The sequence below is a fragment of the Paenibacillus xerothermodurans genome (assembly GCF_002220865.2).
Lineage (GTDB): Bacteria > Bacillota > Bacilli > Paenibacillales > NBRC-103111 > Paenibacillus_S > Paenibacillus_S xerothermodurans.
Map to the genome: position 1 here is coordinate 81,792 of NZ_NHRJ02000008.1, position 20,507 is coordinate 102,298.

The window sequence follows — 20,507 nt, forward strand, 5'->3', positions numbered from 1 at the left end:
TACGCTTCACTCCTTTGTATCCAATATAGATATATCCATATATGACACCGTAGACCATCGCAGTTTTCTTGTCAAATTATTCCGTTTCAAGGCTGCGAGCACCCATGAAGTGCGGAACTTTAATGTTAATATAATTGTCTATTAAGGTTAGATTAATAGCCGGCGTATAATATAGAACAGGAAATACTCCTTGAATATCTTTCATCATGACCCCGCTGCTGAGTATTCGCCCTGGCGGGGTGTTTTTTTGCCGTGCGGCAGTTTGTGTTGTCTTACCGGCTTTCTCAATATGCGTGAGTCTCTCGTTAGCTCGTTGCGGGCTGGCATGGCGGCGGACCACAGGCCCGATAAAATCACATGGATCTGGGAATACAAAACGTAAACACAAGACAAGAGGGAGCATCCGATCAACAGCATGAGACTATTGTTCATCACCGACATTCATGGCCATTATGATGGTATGCTGCAGCTGTTTGATTCCGCTCAGTTCGAACCGGCACAGGATTTGCTGGTGGTGGGCGGGGATATGATCGACCGCGGTCCAGACAGCGGCAAAGTACTCAAGGGCTATAAGCTATTGCAGCAAATGTATCCTGACAATATAAAAGTGCTGATCGGCAATCATGAGCAGATGATGCTCGATTTCTATTGGAAAGATGATCCCATGTGGAAGACGTACGGCGGGGACGAGTCACAGGCGAGCTTTGAGCAGGTTTTTGCGAATGGCGCGTTGGAAGATTATTTACTGTGGGTCGACCGGCTGCCGATGGTGTATGAGACCGAGAAGTACATTTTCACTCATGCAGGCATTAATCCGGATTTCACATTGAATGAACAAACGCGCGACGTATTATGGATGAATCGCAAGGAGTTCAGTGAAACGGTGAACGTTGACGCGCTGCAGCGGCTCACGCAGGGAAGAATCATAGCACACGGTCATACTCCAGGCACGGCAGTGAAATTCGACGGATTACGCTTGAATTGTGACTTGGGATCGGGCGTGTTTCCCAGCCGGTTTGCCGCGTTAGCCCTGGTAGACCTGACGAATGACAAGTACTACAGATATTCATTTCAGCATAATAGCGTCCGTCTGCATGATATTACCTGGAATGTGAGCAGTGAATGAGCGCTCATGCGAGTGCGGTTACGGGGCGTGGATCGGCAGCAGCCAGTGCAAGCGGGGCATATATTCACATGGCTCAGGAGAGAATTAATAAGTAGTCGAACTAGAGGAGGTACTTGAAATGGCTGATACCAAACGTGTACTAATGGTCGTTACGAACCACACGAAAATAACGGATGACCACAAAACCGGACTTTGGCTGGAAGAGTTTGCTGTACCATATAACGTCTTTAAAGAAAGAGGTTATGATGTCAAAGTGACCAGCATCAAGGGCGGGGCAGTGGCACTCGATCCGAACAGCATTGCAGAAGAAAAGAATGCCGCGTGGGCTGAAGCGGAGAAAGAGCTGCAGCACACCGCCCAGTTGAACCGCGATGACTGGCAGGGTTTTGACGCAGTATTCCTGCCGGGCGGGCACGGCACCATGTTTGACTTTCCGGACAATGAAGCCCTGCTGCATGTGTTGCAGCAATTTGCGGAAGAGGGGAAGGTTATCGCTTCTGTGTGCCACGGTCCGGCAGGTCTTGTGAATGTCACGTACAGAGATGGAACTCCGCTGGTGAAGGGCAAGCAGGTCACTGCCTTCACCGACGCTGAAGAGCGCGAGATGGAACTTGACCGCCACATGCCGTTCCTGCTCGAATCCAAGATTCGGGAAAAAGGCGCGATATTCGTGTCCGGTGACAAATGGACCGATTTCTCCGTGCGCGATGGCAACCTGGTAACCGGGCAAAATCCGCAATCGAGCAGAAGCACAGCGGAAAAAACCGTGGAGGCGATCGAGCATCCGGCGTAAGGTGGTCTGCGGGAACCACTAGCGTCACCGCGCCGTCTGGTGTGCTCGCCCCGGCGTGAGCCAGAGAAGCCATCCGTGACACAGCGGGTGATTCCCAAGTTGCGCGATTTTGGCTGCGCGCTAGATTAGCGTGGTAGCAGGAACAGTGGCGGGTAAGACATTGAGCCGATTTGCCACAGCAGAAGCAGACAGCGGCCGTGCCTCTGTCTTGCTGTCTCGCCGGTCTTGGCTGAGAGTCGCTGCATCCGAGTACGATCAACGATCAGCAGCCAGCGCAAACAAAACATTCAGCACCGCCCGAGCTTTATTGAGCTGGCCGGTGCTTTTTGCATGCTATGGATTTCCCATTCCCACTGCCCGCAAGAGCGGCAATGTGCAGCAGCGGAAAGAGCCGCCGGACTTGATGATCTCCGATAAGTCGACTTCAATCACGTCGTAACCCCTGCGGCGAAGCTCCGAATTTACTTTTACATTAACAGGCAGGCTGAACGCTTTCTTATTCCCTATAGATAGTACGTTGGTGCCAAGTCTGAATTGCTCCGACTCGTCCACTTGGATGAGATCGTACCGCGAAGATATTTTCTCGAAGCCCTCCCGATCGAGTGCCGGTGGAAAAACCAACGCCTCTTCGGGCGAAATGAGGTTGAACACGCAGTCGAGGTGCAGATAGGAGCGGTCAATCGGCAGGAACACCACCGAGTGGTCAGGAAGTAAACTTGTGAGATTGTGTATCGCATTTTCCGACGTTCTGCCGCTGACACCGACAAAAACGGTGTCCCCATCAATAATGACATCCCCGCCTTCGATGCTGTTTCTGGTCAGATTATGATAAGGATAGTGCTGATCTTCCAGCCAGTGGATCAATATATCATCTTCGCCCTGCCTGATCCCTCTGCCCATGTGTGACACGAACAGCTGCTCTCCGATCGTAAACCCGACATCGCGGGTAAACACCTGCTCGGGATAATCCTCGTTCTGGGGGAGCAGCACCGCGTCCACACCATGCTGGCGCAAGCTCTGGACGAACGTGTCATGCTGTTCGGCCGCAAGGTCCTGGTCGATATTATCATCTACGTAATGCCGCTGAGTTTCATTGATGACTTCGCTGATTCGCATATGCTGCGGTTCACATAACAAGACCTTCCTCAACGGATCATATTCATTCATACAAAAAAGCCGACTGGCAGTGGTCTGCATACGTGTGGGCGTCCTCCCGGTGAATTCTGCCGCGGCCTACTGATCGGTCATCCAGGCAGCGCCGGCGGAATATTTGATATAACACATAGGATGAACTCACCGTGACAAACTTATCCGGCAGCGGTTGACCGAAGAGGAACGAGGTGCTGAATCGAAGTTACAGGCACTTCTTTGCTAAATATTAACGCGGCAATGACCCTGCATTTACATTGATGGGCTATGCTGTTCGCAGCGGGAAGTGCAGAGGGATTTGGATGAGCCGGGACGTGGGCCGCCGCCAAGGTATCAGCGCTGAACTGCAAGAGGCCGTATAACACGGCGATGTGACAGAATTAGACGGCATTTTTTATTCAGGGGAGTGAATGTGGCAATGGTAGTGCAGTGGAAAAAGTGGATTGTCGCACCGTTGGCTGTATGCCGACCGGCAGGTATCCGGCTGGAATCGAACTCTCGCAGAATGGCAGAAAGCTCTTCGTTGCCAACAGCGAAGGTTCTGGACCGGGCCCTAATCCTGACGGGGCGAAACGTGTGATAGGCAGCTTGACACGTCCAGCGCACAGCGGCTCGATGCTGCCAGGAAGCCTTTCTATCATAGATGTGCCGGATAACAAACAGCTGGAACGGTACACGAAGATGGTCAGCAAAAACAACGCCGCTCGCAGAGGGATAAAGTCCCCCTCGGTCGACGGCAGCCGACAGGCTCCATGCCATGTCGTGGAGGCGTCTAAAATCACATGTATGCAGCTTAGGAAGGGGAAACGGACATTTTAACTAGTGCTCAGCGGTTTGGGATACCGGATAGTTTTGCTCAGGTGGAAGCATAATAAATTCCGGCGTTCACCTGCCTGCACAAGCAATGAACGTAAGTTAAACGACCACTGAGGAGGAAAAATAATGGCAACGAACGAAACTTTTACGCAATACGCATTCCATCTGGCACAAAGCGAAGAATACAAGCGCATGAAAGAGGCTTCCGCTCAAAACGCAACCGCCTACTACACTCACGGCGCACAGGAGAGCGAGCATAAAGCCAGAGCATACGAGTTGAGAGCATCGTTGGGAGACAACTTCCCGGTTCAAGAAGTTGCTCAAACGGCTCGCGCTCAAGCTTAGCCGCCAAGCACGCCTGAATACAAGAGAGCGGGAGTTGGCGACGTGTCCTACATACCGCTGCGGCGGGTGAGGCCGCGGCTCCGCTAGCTGTTCATGCGGCGGCGCGGACGGGCGTGACTCCCGGGCTGAAAACGTCCGACAGCGAGTAGTCACTAGTTCTACGATATGCTGTTAGTGACAGAACAAAACAACCTTACCTCCAGAAACATTTGAGGTGAGGTTGTTTTGTTTTTTCCTGCGCCATTTACGTAATTATTACGATTGGACCGTTGACTTGGGAATAAGTGTTAAGTTACAATGGCAACTAATCGTAATGATTACTATTAGATTGCAGGAGGCTCAGATGAGAAACAAGTATGAATTGCTGCTGTCCATAAAGCTCCTCGATTATGAGATTCGAGAATTAACGGTGTACAGTAAGCAGTGCTGCGACTGCTATGAAATGCTTACACGGAAGCTCGATGACTTGTGCAATTTTATGAATGAGGAATTGACAGTGAATTTGTGGTCTGAGTGGGGCGATGATCCCGACATTAGTCTGCATTCCGAACAATTAAGGGAAACTGCAGTACATGCGTTGTGCGACATGGAAAAGCATCAATCACTGTGCATACATAACCACGAGACAGACGTTGGCGTCTATATGAACACTTTGTCGAGCTCCATCCAAAATGAGCTGCAGCTCTGCGGCATCGGCCCGGAATCGAAGGTACTGTTCATTGGAGCGGGCGCGTTTCCGCTTTCAGCTCTCACGATTGCCGCACATATAGGAGCAGAGTTGGTAGGGGTCGATATTGATGAGGAAGCGGTGCGGCTGGCAGAGAATATGACACAAGTGCTCGGCCTAGAGCAAAAAGTTTCATTCACCTCCAGGACGGTCAGCGAGCTCGCCTTTGCACGCCAGGCAACACACGTGATCATCGCCTCGCTCGTGCCGAACAAGGTGGATGTATTGGACGTGTTGTACCGCTTGGTACGGCCGGATTCACGGATCATTGTGAGATACGGCAATGGACTAAGATCGCTGTTCAACTATCCGTTCCAACCGGCACTGCCGCAGCGGTGGCGGATCACTCCCGTCCCGAACCACAGTAACTTGTATGATACGGTGATCCTTCAAAAAGCGGCGGCAGTCGGGGAAGGAGCGAATTTATGCGAGACGGTGCGACATTAGGCAGCACTCTTCACATTGACGCCGGGCCAAGCGCACTAGGCAGCAGTCTCATCGTGGGCGCTGGACCGGCCGCGCTGCAAGTTGCGGTGCATCTCGGAAACGCGGGCTGCTGCGACAGCTTGGGGCTCGCCACAAGAAAAGGGAGCCGCGGCGACAAGCTCCAAGAGGAGTTGGCGGCTGACGGGTACAAGCTCACAGCTAACACGCAGCCCGGAGCGAAGGCGCATCTCGGCGGTGAGGTCAACTTAGACTATTACTACAGTACGTTCGATCAGGTCGAAGACCGGTGGCACACATTGATCCTGTGTACGCCAAGCGACAGTTATCTAGACGTGCTTGACAAAATGCAGATATCCGGGAAACGGGCGGTGCGCACCATCGTCCTCATTTCACCCGGTATTGGCTCCAACTTGCTGGTGCAGCACCGATTGAGAGACACACATCCAAGCATCGAGGTGATCAGCTTTTCAACCTACTACGCCGCGACTAAGCTGGAGGGCCATTCACTCACTGTTTGCCGCACCAAGGCTTTCAAAAAAAGAATTTACATTGGTTCCAACCGGAGAGGCAGCAGCAGCACTGAGCAGTTGCGGCGGCTGCTGGAGAGGCTTGGCATCGGATGCACGACTGTTGACAGCCCGCTTGAAGCCGAAAGCCGGGGCATCACGTCGTATGTGCATCCGCCGTTATTTTTGAACGATTTTTCATTGACCGAAATATTCCGTGAACGGCGGTCAACGAAGTTTTTATATAAGCTGTATCCTGAAGGACCGATCACGCAGCATGCAATTAAGGCAATGGTTTTGCTTTGGTGCGAAATCTCGGAGCTTGTCACTGCAATGGGTGCTCAGCCCATCAACCTTCTGCAGTTTTTGAACGATGATAATTATCCGGTGCACGACATTACGCTGTCGCGGGAGGACATCGAAAAGTTCCCGCAGTTTGATTTCGTCAAACAGCAATACTTGTTGTACATCCGTTACACAGCCATCTTGATTGATCCGTTCTCGACACCGGACGCAAGGGGCAAATATTTCGACTTTTCTGCCGTACCCTACCAGCAAGTTGTACGCGATCACGATGGGAAATGGCTAGTTCCGCGCATCCCGTTCGAGGATTATAACCGGCTAAAACTTCTGCGCGCGTTAGCACGCAGACTCGAGCTGGCGGTGCCGCAAATGACGGCTCTCATTGAATGCTTCGACAAGCATTGGCACGCGTTTATCGACAAACATGGAACAGATACGATGAGTCGGGAGATGTTTTGCGATACCTCGGAAGCCGATGCTGAGGCTATTTGGCGCGAATGGGGGGGAAGCAGGCTATGAACAAGGGAATTGTGCTTGCTATCGGGTCGTCGCTCGTGTTCAGTTTGATGAACGTTCTGGTAAAAGAGGTAAGCGACACGATACCGGTAGCGGAGATCGTCTTTTTTCGAAGCGTTATCGGGGTTCTGATTATGCTGATTATGATGCGGCAGTCGAAAGTAGTGCTCACGACGCACGGTGTGCCTCTGTTGGCGCTGCGCGGGCTCCTGGGTGCGCTGTATATGCTTGCTTATTTCTATACAATTGCGCATATTCCGCTGTCCGATGCGAGCATCCTGGTGCACTTGTCGCCGATATTCGTGACACTGCTGTCCGCGATTATTCTGAAGGAACGGCTGTCGGCGAAAACGCTAAGGTGGATGCCGTTGGTCGTCTTAGGCGCGATACTGCTGGTGAAGCCGTTTCAGTTTGGCAGCTATTCTCTCCATGCCCTTGTCGGCGTGCTTAGCGCGCTGCTTGCGGCGGGGACCGCGATCACCATTCGGTATTTGAGCAAACGGCACCACACTTATGAAATTATTTTTTACTTCGTCGCAACGAGCACGGTCGTCTCAATTCCACTCATGTGGCATGATTTTGTCGTCCCGTCGATGCTCGATATGCTGCTGCTCGTATGTATCGGAGTCGTTTCACTGCTCGGTCTTGTATTTTTGACAACGGCATTCACACATGAAAATGCCATACTTGTCGAGCTGACACGCTATATCGGCATTGTGTTTAACGCTGCCTGGGGCTTCGCGTTATGGGCGGAGGTGCCTGATCTGCTCACGGCGGCCGGCGCGGCCTGCATTATATCGGCGTGCATCGCGCTGTCAAGGCAGAAGCCACCTGCGCCGAAGCCGGTCACACCAGTCCCGCAGACGAAGCCTGTGCAGTGAGCGCCGATGCGGCGATCGCTGGGACGAGGCGGGGAAGCGGGAGAGCGGCGACGTAGCGTGGAGCGCCCACGATGAGCGCGGCAACACGAGAGGAGGAGCGTGAGGCGGCAGGAAGACACGCCGTAGCGCGAGACGCGCGCTGCTAAGTTGCCCCGCTGCGCTCGGCAGCAAAAAAAAGATCCCGGCGCGTCCGGGATCAAAGCTTTTGTATCTTTGATGGATTGTTGATTTTGTATGGAACGGGATGCCTAGTGAGTTTCTTCTTGATGATTTTGGCCTCAAACGTCAGTTTGTCGCCTACTTCCAGTTCCAGCTTTTTGAGAGTCGCACTGTGGCTGGACCATGCAACGCCTATCTCTGTTTCAGGTTCTTCGATGGTCACCTCGTCATACACCACCACTTCATCATCGTTATCCGAAAAATTATTTGGAATCGTTGTGAAGTCGCTGACGGTGACCGTCATTCTCACTTTCCCCTCAGGCAGCTGAGGTTTTTTGGGTTTTTCTTTCTTAGCCTTGCCCTTGGCCGGCGTTGTCGGCTCCTTCACGTCAGGCTTGGGTGCGTCGGCGGCAGGTTGGTCATCTGACGGCTCAGCTGCGTCTGCGCCCTCGGCTCGTGCCGCGTCAACAACGCCTGAGCCATCCGGCTCAATTACGTCCGCAGCCTCCGTGCGCCGCGTCTCACCCGCGCCTGCGGACTCGGCCGGTTGCGGCTCAGCTGGGTCTGCGCCCTCGGCTCCTGCCGCGTCAACAACGCCTGAGCCATCCGGCTCAATTACGTCCGCAGCTTCCGTACTGATTGCACCCGCCGCATGCGCTCGCTGCGTCTCATCACCGCCCGCAGCCGCCGCCGTAGGCGTTTCTCCCGCCACGGCAAATCTTTGGCCAAAGCTCGACGCCTGCATTTCCTTCAAATAGGAGGGATGAATGCAGTGTTTTTGTCCGTTCTCGAATTCAATGACCGCGGTCATTTCATCTGCGGCTCCGACCACCCGGCAAGGGAGATTCACGCCGTGGCCCCTGTAGTGAAACGTTTTAGCTTTAGCTGCCTTTCGCGACATTAGACCCCATTCTTGGCACCGCTCTATCTGCTCGTCCTCATTGTCGAACGCTTGGTAATCCGTGGGCTCGATGATGAAATCATATCCCATATAATCTCCGCCTTTCCATTTCCAGCTTTTTCACTCAAGGTGTTAGATGCTCCGCCGCAATCCAACGCGGCATATGTACGTGTGGCTCGGCCCTCTTTTGTTATCCTGTCAATGACAGCACCTGATCACTTAGGAAATTTAAATTAATATTACCTTACCCAGGTCGGTATACTCAATTCCGCGAGCCTCTGCATACGTATGCGGGCATCGAGACACTTAGCGTAAACGCTCTGATACAAGCTACGCCTGCGAGGCCTTATTTACTCAGATTGATGAGTCGGGTGCAGTAAACATGCTAGCACTGGGACCGATATTAACACTGATTGAAATCCTTGCAAAGACAAATGAGCAATTAGACCACTGCATCATTTGCCGTTAGCAGGTATTCTGAATAATATAGATAACTGAGGAAACATTAGAAATATGAATGGAAAAGCAGGAGATTAACGGTTGTGGATGCATGCCATAATACAGGAGGAATTCATGGAAAATAAGGGAATTAAAATGATTATACACGCAAGTGCATTTTTTGCTCCCATAATAATACCCATCATTTTTTGGTTGTTATCAAGACAATCAGGGGTACGGGCTTTGGCTCTGCAAGCATTATTCTTCCACATCTTTATAGGCTTAGCCGTCAGTATTTCTTATTATTTTTCCTTTCTACTCATCGGGCTGCCCTTTTTAATTGTCTTTGGCCTGATCGGGATATACTATCCGTTCAAGGGATTTCTTTGTGCATTAAAAGGCAAAAGGTTTGAGTATCCGGTAGTCGGCTTGTTTTTTCGATAGCATTTGGCAATGGGATTTTGTGGCGCATAAAAGGAGAAATAGGATTAGCCAGCGCAGGCGCACTGCGGCGGCTAATCTTTTTTTGCTCCGAGAGTTAGACCGTCTTTTGAGCTTTGACCGCTAAGGTCAGCGCCTGCACCCTTTCATCCAAATGTGCCAAGTCCGCACTTTTCCATTTTTCCCGATCAATTCGCTCAAGCACATATTCACCGAATATCTGCACGTCTCTGCGTACGGCTTCGTTGTTATCGAGCGCGATGCAGCACAGAGCTTCAAGAACGGTCAGCATCACTGTCACCTTATCCTGTCCCGCCTCACAGATCTGCTGGAAGGTCCAGTACAACAGCTCGCCCGGCTTTTTTTTCACAGCGATCACTCGGGTCGGGGCTTCCTTACTGCCGTATTGAATGTAGGTGCCGTAATACTTCAGCATCTCAGTTAGCGCCGTACCCAGGTGCCGGATGCAGTCGATAGCCGTGTTGGGGTTGTTCGTGCCGGGCGCGATCGCTCTTAGCGCAACTTCCGCAATTTTCTGGATGCCGAAATAGGCGTCCTGGAACGTGGCTCTCTCCTCGCCGGTTTTAAGGTGTTTTCTGAATATGTCGGGGTCGACCCGCTCCGCGTCCGGTTTATAATGAATGTTGAACAGCGGCATATTCGGGGTCAAATATTGCCCGGCCTCCTGGCGCACCTCCAGGATGAGGTCGTACTGCTTCGCGAGCGCGTATATATTCTGGTAGTCCATGAACTGGAGATAACCGTACATACCTGCAGCCACTTCCTGACGCTCACTGTATTGTTCGGGAATGCCGGGGAATTTTTCGGATAGTTGGATAAAAGGCTCCACTTCACGCGGCCCCTGGTAATAAAGATCGGCCATCAAAATGTCCTCAGTCAACGTGTCGATCAGATTGCCGACCTGGATTGAAGTTGCGACATGATGAATAAAATAAGCAAAGTACGATAAGCAGACGAACGCGACCAAAACACCGACCGACGCTGACATCACCTGCTCATCCAGATCCTCCTGCCGCATGAACAGCAAGGCAAGAATAGAATAAACGAACCCGCCCAAAAACACACCCAACACCCGCATTGTAGTCCGGTTGGCGATGAAGTTGCTTAAAATTCGCGGCGAATATTGGGATGCGTACGTCGTCAGCACAACCATGATCGTGGAAAAAGTGATCGTAGTCATGGACAAGAGCGAGGTTGCCAGAGCGCTCAGCACCCTCTGCGCCAGAGCCACGTCAGTCAGCAGCAGATCCGGCAGAACAATCCCCATCGTGTCCGCAAATCTCGTATCGAGCGCGATCACGCCCAGTGCAAGCATGAAAAATAGCAAGCAATAAAAGGCCGGCAGCAGCCAAATGAGTTCTTTTAACCGAATAAGAAATTTCCGCAGCATGTTGCCACCTTCCCGGACGTGCTGTCCACAAGTTTAGTTATTCCTTACCCAGCTTGTCCTACAGTTGCACCAGTCAAGATTTGGCGGGGCGGGTAACTGAGGACAACGAGCGAAAGTCGCACCCGACATCACAACAAGCTATGTGCTCATCGCGCTAAACGGAGATCACGCTAAACCGGAACGCCAACAGGCTATCACCGGGAGCGGACGTGGTGGCTTCATGGCTGTGGTGCCGGTTGTCGGCGAAGAGAACATTTCTGCATCACAAACTAGCTACTACGGTGGTCGGCATCAGCTAGCCCGTCATGCTATCCACGTTTCGCGGCGCAAAAGAGCTGCTCCCGTCATGCTATCCACGTTTCGCGGCGCAACAAGCTGCTTCCGTCATCCGGAAGCAGCCGAGCGTCACACCCTATTGCCTTCGCTCACAACTTAACGGCTCACGCGGCGTGAACGGGTGCTTTTTCCCTTGCGTTTACGGCGTCTGCGTCTGCGCCTCGGCGCTGCGATCGCTTCGGACCGACCTTTTTTGCCTACGGAACCCATAAGCAGTTTGACAAGAGGTGCAACTTGTTGAAAGCTTTGTACCATGCGCTGCACTTTTGTCATGGTGTCCACGATTCCTTCGACGCCGCCCAATTTATCGATCATCTGTTTGATCTGCAGCAGACTGAATTTGCTGGCAAGGCTCGAGCCGCTGCCTGAACCAGCTCCGGTGCTGCCGCCTGCGCCAATATCAATCACATTGCCCCAACCGGAGCTGGGACTGTTGTTTCCGAACAGCGCTCCGAGTGATCCATCCCCATTTTGCAGAGATGGCACTTGCGGCGTATACGATTGCCCGTAGCCAGTGGAGGGTGTGTATGGATTACTATACCCGCCAACGTCCATGCCGGGGTACGTGCTGGCGGGGGCTCCTCCACCGGGCAAGGGCGGCGGCATCTGCTGGAAGCTGCGTGTCGTCACGTTTTGATTGCCTATGATCGGTCGTCGTAAGCTCACAGGATTCACGCTCCTTTTAAAACGGATTTCAGCAAAGCGCGGGCCAAAGCCAACCGCTTCGCAGGTGGTTCTAGACGTATTACCTGGTGTAGCTTATGTGCTGGGCAAATGATTGGTATGGACTCCTGTCACGGGTCTCGGCAGTTTCCAACATTTTAACGCGCTACCGCATAGAAAGAGTAACGTTTTGCTATTCTAAAGGAAGGATTTGCGCTCACCGTGTCGAATACTATCCATAGCAGTGAAACAGAACATCAAGGGGTTGAACGAAATTATGCAATTAAAAAAGTTAAATGACAAAGCGATCGACCAGCTGTTTGAAGCGGTTTTGACGCTTAAAGATATTGAGGAATGCTACGTGTTTTTTGACGATTTGTGCACGGTGAACGAGATCCAATCTCTCTCTCAGCGACTGGAGGTAGCCCGGATGCTGCGCAAAGGCAACACATATAACCAAATCGAAGCCGAAACTGGAGCCAGCACAGCCACGATTTCCCGTGTAAAACGCTGCTTGAACTATGGTAATGATGGATACAAGCTCGCGCTGGAACGGCTCGGGCGATAACGGAGCGGTTGGAGCGGTCTCGGCGGCCACGGCAAAAGGCGGCATGCAGGGATCAGACAAGACCGGCGTGACGGCTCCCGCGGCAGAGAATATCGCCGCTGCACCGGCCTCGCGGATACCACAGTATGAGTGCATGCGGAGAGGTTCAATCAGGATGCTAGGCTGCGGGTGGCGGCATGATGCTAGAGTATGCCAGCGGGACGCGTCGGGCGCACTACTGCGAAATAGGCAGGTTGCGGGTGGCGGCATGATGCTGGGTATGACAGCGGGGACGCGTCGGGGTACGCTGAGGTGGAGGCGCCGTTGGGATGAGACCCTGATCGTATCAGAGTTCTAACCTAGTGCCGTGATCCGGTGCGGGGCGTGGCGGGCTTGGTCACAGCGCTATGGCACGCGCTTAGGCTGCATCTGGACTTTTGCACGGTGCGCGAAGCTTCCCCAGGAGCCGAGCACTTATATCTCAGCCGCTTTGAGCTGTGAGGTCGTCAGCCGGCATTTCTTTTTTTGTCAGCCATCCATAAAACTTCTTTTAGCTATCATTACTCTTATATACCGATGATCGTTTGCTTACAAAGAGACTGCCTCTTCCGCCGCTGTTCCACCGAATGACGGGGAAGAGCTTTTTTCATGCCACAAATTATGTATGCACGAGGGGACTTAGACTGAGGCTTGTCTTGTGCTATAATTAGAAAAAGTTGAAAAATCGAGGGGAAGGCTTAGACCGCCTTCTTTTTTTCGCGGAAAGGTAGAGGGTTAGTCGTTGGTTAAATACGGCATATTAGTCATAAGCCACGGTTCGCGCAGCATGGAATGGGTTCAATTGGTGGATGAGGCCGTAGAGGCGATGCAGGTGCCGGACGGCGTGCCGGTATTCTCGTCTTTTCTCGAGCTGGTCGAGGGACGACTTATTCAGGAGGGAATTACACATCTGGAGTCGCTTGGGGTGACGGACATCATCGTCATTCCGCTGTTCATTTCCTCAGGGAGCACGCATATCGACGAAATCAGCTACGCGCTCGGTGTGAAGCCAGAGCCAGAGCTTCCAACGGATTTGACTCCTTTTCACATAAAAGCCCGGATTCATTTTACCTCACCGATAGATGATGATCCGGTCATAGCGGAGATTTTGTACGAAAAGATGAAGCCGCTGTCAGCCGATGCCGGCAAAGAGATTGTGCTGCTGATCGGACATGGCAGTGTGGAGGAGGGCTCCCACCTATTGTGGCGCGGAGGTTTGGAGATGCTGGCCAGCCGGGTAAAAGATTTGGGCGGCTTCGATGAGGTCGATACGGCGATGCTGCTGCCCGATCAGGTCGGCGACAAAATGCGCCGGTGGAACAAGCATAAACCGGAGCATACGGTTTTGGTGGTTCCGCTGTTTCTGAGCGAGGGGTATTTCACAAACGAAGTGATTCCTTCCAGGCTGGAAGGCTTCACATATAGATATAACGGGAAGGCGCTGCTTCCGCATCCGCTGCTTTCACGGTGGATGGAACGGCAGACGGCTCCTTTTTTTGGGTGAAAAGAAATTAAGCGGTAATCGCGGCGAACGGGTGATTGAAAAATGCATAAACGTGCAAGGCTAATATATAATCCAACCTCTGGCAGAGAGGAAATGAAGAAGCGGCTGCCCGAGATTTTACAGCGGCTGGAGCGGGGCGGTGTGGAAACGTCCACCCATGCAACGATTGGGGAAGGCGATGCCACATTGGCCGCGGCTGATGCGATTGAGCGGGGTTTTGACATTATTATCGCGGCGGGCGGCGACGGTACGCTGTATGAAGTGATCAACGGCATGGCGGAACAGGAGTACCGGCCGCCGCTTGGCATTCTCCCCCTCGGGACAACGAACGATTTTGCCCGGGCGCTGAATATTCCTCGCAGCTGCGAGGCCGCGGTGGACGTGATTCTGCAGCAGCACGAACGGGTTATCGACGTTGGTAAAATGAACCAGCGTTACTTCATCAACATCGCAGGCGGCGGCTCCATGACTGAGCTGACCTACGAGGTGCCGAGCAAGCTCAAAACCATGATCGGCCAAATGGCCTATTACATGAAAGGCATCGAGAAACTGCCGCGTCTGCGCCCGATCGAGCTTTTTATCCGAACGGACGAGGCAGATATTCATGAAGAAGTGATGTTGTTCCTGATTGCGAACAGCAACTCGGTCGGAGGCTTTGAACGTTTGGCGCCGGACGCATCGCTGAGTGACGGATTGTTTGATGTCATTATTTTAAAAAAATGCAATCTCGCCGAATTCATACGGGTCGTTTCTTTGGCACTCAGGGGAGAGCATCTGACAGACCCCAACGTGGTTTACTTGCAAACGCGCAGCATTCAGGTGACTTCGCCCGACTACGTGCAGATCAACCTGGACGGCGAATTCGGCGGCACCCTGCCTTGCGTGTTTACGAACCTTCCTTCACATTTGCGCATTTTTGTGGATGGAAGCGGTCAATCGGTATACAAACAAAACCCGCTGCAGCAGATCAAGCTGCCTTGGAAAACTAAAGCTGGAGTGGACGAATATGAGCAACCAGAATAAGAAGCGAAGCAAGGGAGGCGCGCCCGTGCAGCGTGGGGCGCAACTAGACGGAGCCTCGGCCAGTAGGCGTGGCGGACGTGGCGCGGGAGCGGATGGAGCTGCATCTGTCGAGCGTGGTGGACGAGGAGCGGCACTGGATGGAGCGGCGTCTGCTGGGCGTGGTGGACGAGGAGCGGGAATGGACGGAGCTGCGGCTGTTGGGCGTGGTGGACGAAGAGCAGGGATGGATGGAGCGGTGGCCGCTGGGCGAGGTGGACGAGGAGCGGTAGTGGATGGAGCTGCAGGCGCTGGGCGTGGCACACGCGGAGCCGTAGTGGATGGAGCTGCGTCTGCTGGGCGTGGAGCGGCACTGGATGGAGCGGCGTCCGCTCGGCGTGGTGGACGTGGAGCGGCAGTGGATGGAGCTGCGGCTGCTGGGCGTAGTGGACGTGGAGCGGGCGTGGATGGAGCGGCGTCTGCTGGGCGTGGTGGACGTGGTGCGACAGTAGATGGAGCAGCAACTGTCGGCCGACGCGGTCGCGAAACAGGAACAGTCAAGCCCACCAACCGGCGTTCACGTCAAGCAGTGGATGGAGCCGCATCCGCTAGGCATGATGGGCGACGTACCGGAGCCGATGGGGCGACATCAGTTACAGCTGGTGGTGGACGAGCTACGAGCACAGAAGGCCGCCAGTATGGACGTGCTGCAGCAAATGGAGTCACAGCCGTCGGGCGTGTTGGACGGCGTGCAGGAGCAACTGGCGCCTCATCCGTTGCGAATGGTGGACGAGCTACGGGAAAAGATACTACCACCTCTGCTGGTCGTGGGGGGCGTGATGCAATGGATGGTTACGCTAATCAGGGTGGACGAGACTTAGACTTTGAACGAGCTGCATCAGGCCGACATGCAGATCGCGCCACCGCCGCAGATAGAGCACCCAACCGGAGCCGTGGGAGAGGCGCACAACGTTCGGAGGCAATAGAAGGTTTGCCGGTTGAGAAGAATGGTGAATATGAAGCTGATATTATTGGTTTAACACATGATGGCGACGGGGTAGGCCGTGTGAACGGCTATACCCTTTTTGTTAAGGGCGCGATGCCTGGTGAGCGGGCTTTGGTCAAAGTCATGAAGCTCAAGAAGCAGTACGGCTACGCAAAGCTTATCCGGATTTTGCAGCAAAGTCCTGACCGCGTCGCAGCGCCTTGTCCGATCTTCGAGCAATGCGGCGGCTGCCAGCTGCAGCATTTGAGCTATGAAGCCCAATTGCGCCACAAACGACAGCTTGTGGTGGACAACCTCGAGAGGATTGGGAAGTTGAAGGTGGCTAGAGAGAGTCGCGCGGGACACCAAGGCGCTCGGACACCGGAGGGTCTCGCAATGTCAGGTGGAGGAGCAGATGCGGCCACGGACGTAGTGCAGGCGGAAGGCAGAGATGCAGCCACCGCCGGTGCGAGAGTCCAACAACGAGAGGGTATCATTGTACATCCCACAGTTGGCATGTCTGATCCTTGGAGATATCGCAATAAGTCGCAGGTACCGATAGGTCTAGCCGGCGCTGGAGGAGCAGCTATGCTCGGCCAGCATGACAGCAGTGCAGAAGAACTTGGGTTAGTCGGCGGCTTCTACACACAAGGGAGCCATCGCATCATCGACATGGATGAGTGCCTCATCCAACAGGAAAACAATGACCGCGTTGTGGCCGCAGTCAAACGTATCGCTCGCGAGCTGGGCATCCGGCCTTACAACGAAGAAACACACAAGGGCTTGCTTCGCCACGTTGTCGCCCGTTACGGCTTCAACACGGGGGATATTATGGTCGTGCTCATCACCAATGGAGCTGACATCCCGCGGAAGGATGAGTTGATCGGTCTGCTCCGTGACGAGATTCCAGAGTTAAAGAGCATCTGTCAGAATGTTAACACAGCCAGGACTAATGTCATCTTTGGCGATAAAACCAAGGTGCTATGGGGCGACGATGTGATCTACGACACAATCGGTGACATCCGTTTCGCCATCTCGCCGCGCTCGTTCTATCAAGTGAATCCGGTACAAACCGAGGTATTATACGGTAAAGCCTTGGACTACGCCGGATTGACTGGTGAAGAAACTGTGATCGACGCTTATTGCGGCATCGGTACGATTTCACTTTTCTTGGCTCAGCGAGCGCGCCAAGTGTACGGCGTTGAGATCGTGAGCGAAGCAATCGATGATGCTCGCAGGAATGCGTTACTCAACGACGTGCGTAACGTTGAGTTTCAAGTCGGCGCGGCAGAAGAAGTTATCCCTGCGTGGAAGCGCCAGGGCATTACGCCTGACGTGATCGTGGTCGACCCGCCGCGAAAAGGCTGCGACACAGCGTTGCTCGGTACGATCCTTGAGATGCGGCCCGAGCGTGTGGTGTATGTGTCGTGTAATCCGTCGACACTGGCCCGGGATCTTCGAGTTCTGGAGGACGGCGGTTATGCGACCGTTGAGGTGCAGCCGGTGGATATGTTTCCGCATACCGTTCATGTGGAGGTGACGGTAAGACTTGAAAGAAAAGATACAGTTAATTAAACTGTACCTAATTAGAGGGGAGAAGGTTGGAAAGATTGTATTGTATCTTAATCTTTCCGCCCTCGAACACCTCAATTTTGTGGATTAGCCTTTGTAAAACTTGCTTAATCACTTGTTCACCATCAATATCAAGGTTTGCAAAGCGTTCTACTTCTTTTCTAAAGACTTGCAGTTGTCCATTGAGGTCTTGTCTTGTTTTCAAGGATAAGTGCAGTTCAGTCTTTTTATTTGCTAGGTCTTGTTGCTGTAGGGCTATACGTTCGTTTTGATGCTTGAACTGCTCAGTTGTGACAACTCCTTCAGCATGAAGGCCTAACAACTTATCAAAGCGTAAGTCCATTTCAGCCAACTGCTTGTCAATACGTTTTAACTCTTTAGTACTAGACGAGTTTAAGGCGTTAGCTTTTTCATCTGCCAGTCCGTAAAGTCTTTCTATCCTCACGTTGTCTTTAATTAAGGTTTTTAAATCATCTTTTACGGCTTGAAGCAATTTCTGTTCTTCGATGATATGGGAGGAACAATAAGTGGAAGTATGCCTCACATAGCCGCCGCAAACATATGCCCCGTTACGTCGGTCAGGTTTGAAGTGCATCCCGCTTCCACAATCAGGACATTTAACTATATAAGAAAACAAACTCTCCTTACCGTTGCTCTTGTGCTTGCCTTTTCGCTTCATGAGTTCTTGAACAGCGATAAAATCATTTTCCGAAATGAGAGCAGGGTGGGCGTTCTCAATAACAATTTGCTTGTCAGTTTCTATTTTGCGCCGTATTTTGTAAAGTTCGGAATCAGCTAGAGTACCTGTTGTTTCTTCTCGATGGAATATAAGTTTGCCTGTATATACAGGGTTGTTTAAGATAAGTTTAACGGAGTTCTGTTGCCACTTCGTTCCCGCATTAGCCGCTCCTGTTGTTGCCCTTGGGGTAAGAACACCTTTTTGAGAGAGGTAATTACTGATTTTGAACATGCCCCATCCTTCATGTAAATAGAGCCAGAAAATCTCCTTTAAGATAGGGGCTGCGGTTTCATCGACCTCAAGATTTTTAGTCAGTGGATTGACTGTATAACCGTAAGGTGATACTGACACCCTACGTTTACCCTGTTCAGCACTTGATTTCAATCCTAACTTAATTCTTTCCGAAAACTTAGAATTTTCTTCCTCTGACAAAATTACCTTTAAATTAAACATGAACCTACTTTTGCTTGTTTCAGTATCGTAATTATCCTCTGGTAAAATGAGACGAACAGGTATTCTTTCCAGTATGTCAGCTGTTTGCATACTATTGAGACTATTTCGTCCAAGACGCGAGACTGATTTTGCAATAATTACGTCAAACTTTTTCTCTTTAGCATCATCCAGTAAGCGCAATATTTCAGCACGGTTTTTCATTCCTGAACCACTTATTCCGTTGTCAATGTACCGTCCGACCACTGTGAAGCCTTGTTCCCTAGCAATACTTTCTGCCAAGGCAATTTGGTTTTGCAAACTGTTCTGTTGTTCTTCTCTTTTCGTACTAACTCTAGCATATATAGCGCATTTCATAAATTATTCGCCGCTCCTTCCGTATTAGAAGGAATGGCATTTGCTCTAACTTCATCGTACATTTTGGCGGTTATACTGTCAATTTGGGTACTGAGAATAGAAAGTAAAATGTCTTCAAGGTTAGCTGTTCCTGTAAAAGTTCGTTCGATTTTCATAGTGTCATCGCCCCCTAATATCAGTGGTCGCTCCATGTAAGGGAGAAGGTGCGAATGAAAAGAAGAGAATGAATAGAGGGAGGGTTAAGATGGGAAAAATGTGCGCACACCGCTATTTCGGAAAATTTGGTACGGGGAAAACAAAGGTTAACCACGGACAGAGAAGGCTGTGACTTTCATTCGGCACTGGGTGGGGGCTTAACGTTAGAATCTGATTAGAAGTCCTTATAGACGCATTCTAAGGCGGCTAAAAGGCATAAGAAAAGTGCCACCTAAAGAAGTGGCACAATGAAATTAGTCCTTATAAAGACCTTCTACGGCTCTTATTTTATCGTCCTCTGTTGGTTTCGAGTAACGGAGAATCATATCAGCTGAACTGTGTCCACTTAATGATTGGATGACAGATATGTCCTGATTCGCTCTGACAAGTCCGGTTATAAAAGTGTGACGGAGTTGGTGGGCGTGAATGTCATGCTGTTCTAGCAAGTGTTGAATACTCCGAATACTTATGCGTTTTCCCCTATTGCTAATAAAGAGGGCTTCCTGATTGTCTGACCGTTCCTCTAAGTACTTTTCAATAGCTCTCCGTACTTCAACCTCAAGCGGTAAAACCCGCTCTTTATTACCTTTACCTGTTCTGACCTTCAAAATCCCTTTACGGTCGCTTATTTCAACATCCGACCTGTCTAAGGCTACAAGTTCCGATACACGTAAACCAGTGTAAAGGAGCGTCAAAGTAATAGCATAATTACGCTTGTTTCCGCTCCTGTCAATATTCCGTACTAATTGATTACGTTCGATTCTGTCTAAAGCCTTCGGGGCGGTTTGCTTGTATTCGGTTGGTTTGATAATGTAAATGTCCTCTATACAATCGGACTTCTTTGCCCATTTACAATATTTCTTTATAGCATTAAACACCTTGTTTATGGTAGCAGCGGTTTTCTTTTTACTTACCATATATGTAACGTATTGCTGAACGTCTGAACGGCTGAAATTCTCTAGGTTAGCACCTGAACCGTCTAGCCAAATGGCGAATTGTTCTAAAGCGTGATTATACGTTTTAACTGTTAATTCACTTTTACCCAGTAGACCTTCTGCAATGAATTGCTTTAGCATAGTATTCCTCCCATAAAATCCACTTAATTAATTCTACGCAATTTTTTTGAGTAGTTAACTTGCCGTTTTCGTACTCCTGTAAGACA

The 20,507-nt window shown here is 51.5% G+C and carries 23 protein-coding genes; 16 read left to right on the forward strand and 7 right to left on the reverse strand.

The annotated features are described in order from the left end of the window. Window positions 1-415: 415 nt before the first annotated feature. Both CBW46_RS14130 and CBW46_RS14135 read left to right on the forward strand, forming a co-directional pair. Window positions 416-1,126 carry a metallophosphoesterase family protein gene (locus tag CBW46_RS14130; protein ID WP_089200652.1) on the forward strand — a complete coding sequence of 237 codons (711 nt, stop codon included), beginning with the start codon at window positions 416-418 and terminating at the stop codon, window positions 1,124-1,126. A gap of 118 nt (window positions 1,127-1,244) precedes the next feature. Next, complete coding sequence (locus CBW46_RS14135; RefSeq protein WP_089200653.1) at window positions 1,245-1,919, forward strand: type 1 glutamine amidotransferase domain-containing protein; 675 nt, start codon at window positions 1,245-1,247, stop codon at window positions 1,917-1,919. A gap of 333 nt (window positions 1,920-2,252) precedes the next feature. On the opposite strand, the gene CBW46_RS14140 is transcribed toward CBW46_RS14135, so the two are convergent. Then, window positions 2,253-3,116, reverse strand: coding sequence for a dimethylarginine dimethylaminohydrolase family protein (locus tag CBW46_RS14140; protein WP_089200654.1), 864 nt, complete (start codon window positions 3,114-3,116; stop codon window positions 2,253-2,255). Window positions 3,117-3,497: 381 nt separating this feature from the next. Here CBW46_RS14140 and CBW46_RS14145 point away from each other — a divergent pair, with 381 nt between their 5' ends. The 5 genes from CBW46_RS14145 to CBW46_RS14165 all read left to right on the forward strand — a co-directional run bounded on the left by CBW46_RS14145 (window position 3,498) and on the right by CBW46_RS14165 (window position 7,609). Continuing rightward, window positions 3,498-3,887, forward strand: a complete 390-nt coding sequence (locus CBW46_RS14145; RefSeq protein ID WP_089200655.1) for a YncE family protein — start codon at window positions 3,498-3,500, stop codon at window positions 3,885-3,887. Between the two features lie 123 nt (window positions 3,888-4,010). Continuing rightward, window positions 4,011-4,229, forward strand: a complete 219-nt coding sequence (locus CBW46_RS14150; protein ID WP_089200656.1) for a hypothetical protein — start codon at window positions 4,011-4,013, stop codon at window positions 4,227-4,229. A gap of 343 nt (window positions 4,230-4,572) precedes the next feature. Beyond that, window positions 4,573-5,403: a class I SAM-dependent methyltransferase gene (locus tag CBW46_RS14155; protein ID WP_165842314.1), complete on the forward strand. Its 831-nt coding sequence runs from the start codon at window positions 4,573-4,575 to the stop codon at window positions 5,401-5,403. After that, complete coding sequence (locus CBW46_RS14160) at window positions 5,382-6,731, forward strand: opine metallophore biosynthesis dehydrogenase (protein WP_089200658.1); 1,350 nt, start codon at window positions 5,382-5,384, stop codon at window positions 6,729-6,731. Before CBW46_RS14155 ends, CBW46_RS14160 begins: the two co-directional genes overlap by 22 nt. Next, window positions 6,728-7,609, forward strand: a complete 882-nt coding sequence (locus CBW46_RS14165) for a DMT family transporter (protein ID WP_089200659.1) — start codon at window positions 6,728-6,730, stop codon at window positions 7,607-7,609. The genes CBW46_RS14160 and CBW46_RS14165 overlap by 4 nt, the downstream gene beginning before the upstream one ends. A 196-nt stretch (window positions 7,610-7,805) precedes the next feature. On the opposite strand, the gene CBW46_RS14170 is transcribed toward CBW46_RS14165, so the two are convergent. Beyond that, window positions 7,806-8,759 (reverse strand): hypothetical protein, encoded by a 954-nt coding sequence (locus CBW46_RS14170; RefSeq protein ID WP_089200660.1) that lies wholly within the window; start codon window positions 8,757-8,759, stop codon window positions 7,806-7,808. A gap of 483 nt (window positions 8,760-9,242) precedes the next feature. On the opposite strand from CBW46_RS14170, the gene CBW46_RS14175 reads away from it, so the two are divergent. Continuing rightward, window positions 9,243-9,551: a magnetosome magnetite crystal formation protein family gene (locus tag CBW46_RS14175; protein WP_089200698.1), complete on the forward strand. Its 309-nt coding sequence runs from the start codon at window positions 9,243-9,245 to the stop codon at window positions 9,549-9,551. 94 nt (window positions 9,552-9,645) lie between these two features. Here the strand turns inward: CBW46_RS14175 and CBW46_RS14180 are convergent, their stop codons facing one another. Together CBW46_RS14180 and CBW46_RS14185 are read right to left on the reverse strand one after the other, a co-directional pair. After that, window positions 9,646-10,959, reverse strand: coding sequence for a DUF2254 domain-containing protein (locus tag CBW46_RS14180; protein ID WP_089200661.1), 1,314 nt, complete (start codon window positions 10,957-10,959; stop codon window positions 9,646-9,648). A 432-nt stretch (window positions 10,960-11,391) separates the two neighbouring features. Next, window positions 11,392-11,961, reverse strand: coding sequence for a hypothetical protein (locus CBW46_RS14185; protein ID WP_089200662.1), 570 nt, complete (start codon window positions 11,959-11,961; stop codon window positions 11,392-11,394). Window positions 11,962-12,235: 274 nt separating this feature from the next. On the opposite strand from CBW46_RS14185, the gene CBW46_RS14190 reads away from it, so the two are divergent. The 8 genes from CBW46_RS14190 (at window position 12,236) to rlmD (ending at window position 17,607) form a co-directional block, all read left to right on the forward strand. After that, window positions 12,236-12,526 (forward strand): YerC/YecD family TrpR-related protein, encoded by a 291-nt coding sequence (locus tag CBW46_RS14190; RefSeq protein WP_089200663.1) that lies wholly within the window; start codon window positions 12,236-12,238, stop codon window positions 12,524-12,526. After that, window positions 12,486-12,863 carry a hypothetical protein gene (locus tag CBW46_RS21505; RefSeq protein ID WP_207802288.1) on the forward strand — a complete coding sequence of 126 codons (378 nt, stop codon included), beginning with the start codon at window positions 12,486-12,488 and terminating at the stop codon, window positions 12,861-12,863. The genes CBW46_RS14190 and CBW46_RS21505 overlap by 41 nt, the downstream gene beginning before the upstream one ends. 423 nt (window positions 12,864-13,286) lie before the next feature. Next, on the forward strand, window positions 13,287-14,048 hold the full coding sequence (locus tag CBW46_RS14195) for a sirohydrochlorin chelatase (protein WP_089200664.1): 762 nt from the start codon (window positions 13,287-13,289) through the stop codon (window positions 14,046-14,048). A 42-nt stretch (window positions 14,049-14,090) separates the two neighbouring features. Next, entirely contained in the window at window positions 14,091-15,071 is a 981-nt protein-coding gene (locus CBW46_RS14200; protein WP_089200665.1) for a diacylglycerol kinase, read from the forward strand. A 92-nt stretch (window positions 15,072-15,163) separates the two neighbouring features. Further along, on the forward strand, window positions 15,164-15,340 hold the full coding sequence (locus CBW46_RS14205; RefSeq protein WP_165842315.1) for a hypothetical protein: 177 nt from the start codon (window positions 15,164-15,166) through the stop codon (window positions 15,338-15,340). Window positions 15,341-15,388: 48 nt separating this feature from the next. After that, window positions 15,389-15,559: a hypothetical protein gene (locus CBW46_RS21510; RefSeq protein WP_207802289.1), complete on the forward strand. Its 171-nt coding sequence runs from the start codon at window positions 15,389-15,391 to the stop codon at window positions 15,557-15,559. Between the two features lie 81 nt (window positions 15,560-15,640). Next, window positions 15,641-15,928 carry a hypothetical protein gene (locus CBW46_RS21515; RefSeq protein WP_133253992.1) on the forward strand — a complete coding sequence of 96 codons (288 nt, stop codon included), beginning with the start codon at window positions 15,641-15,643 and terminating at the stop codon, window positions 15,926-15,928. Then, complete coding sequence (gene rlmD, locus CBW46_RS14215; protein ID WP_089200668.1) at window positions 15,892-17,607, forward strand: 23S rRNA (uracil(1939)-C(5))-methyltransferase RlmD; 1,716 nt, start codon at window positions 15,892-15,894, stop codon at window positions 17,605-17,607. Before CBW46_RS21515 ends, rlmD begins: the two co-directional genes overlap by 37 nt. 7 nt (window positions 17,608-17,614) lie before the next feature. Here rlmD and CBW46_RS14220 read toward each other — a convergent pair whose 3' ends face one another. The 3 genes from CBW46_RS14220 to CBW46_RS14225 form a co-directional block, all read right to left on the reverse strand. Next, window positions 17,615-19,150 carry a recombinase family protein gene (locus tag CBW46_RS14220; RefSeq protein WP_089200669.1) on the reverse strand — a complete coding sequence of 512 codons (1,536 nt, stop codon included), beginning with the start codon at window positions 19,148-19,150 and terminating at the stop codon, window positions 17,615-17,617. After that, window positions 19,147-19,305 (reverse strand): hypothetical protein, encoded by a 159-nt coding sequence (locus CBW46_RS21350; protein ID WP_165842317.1) that lies wholly within the window; start codon window positions 19,303-19,305, stop codon window positions 19,147-19,149. The genes CBW46_RS14220 and CBW46_RS21350 overlap by 4 nt, the downstream gene beginning before the upstream one ends. A gap of 294 nt (window positions 19,306-19,599) precedes the next feature. Then, window positions 19,600-20,421, reverse strand: a complete 822-nt coding sequence (locus tag CBW46_RS14225) for a tyrosine-type recombinase/integrase (protein WP_089200670.1) — start codon at window positions 20,419-20,421, stop codon at window positions 19,600-19,602. Window positions 20,422-20,507: the final 86 nt, after the last annotated feature.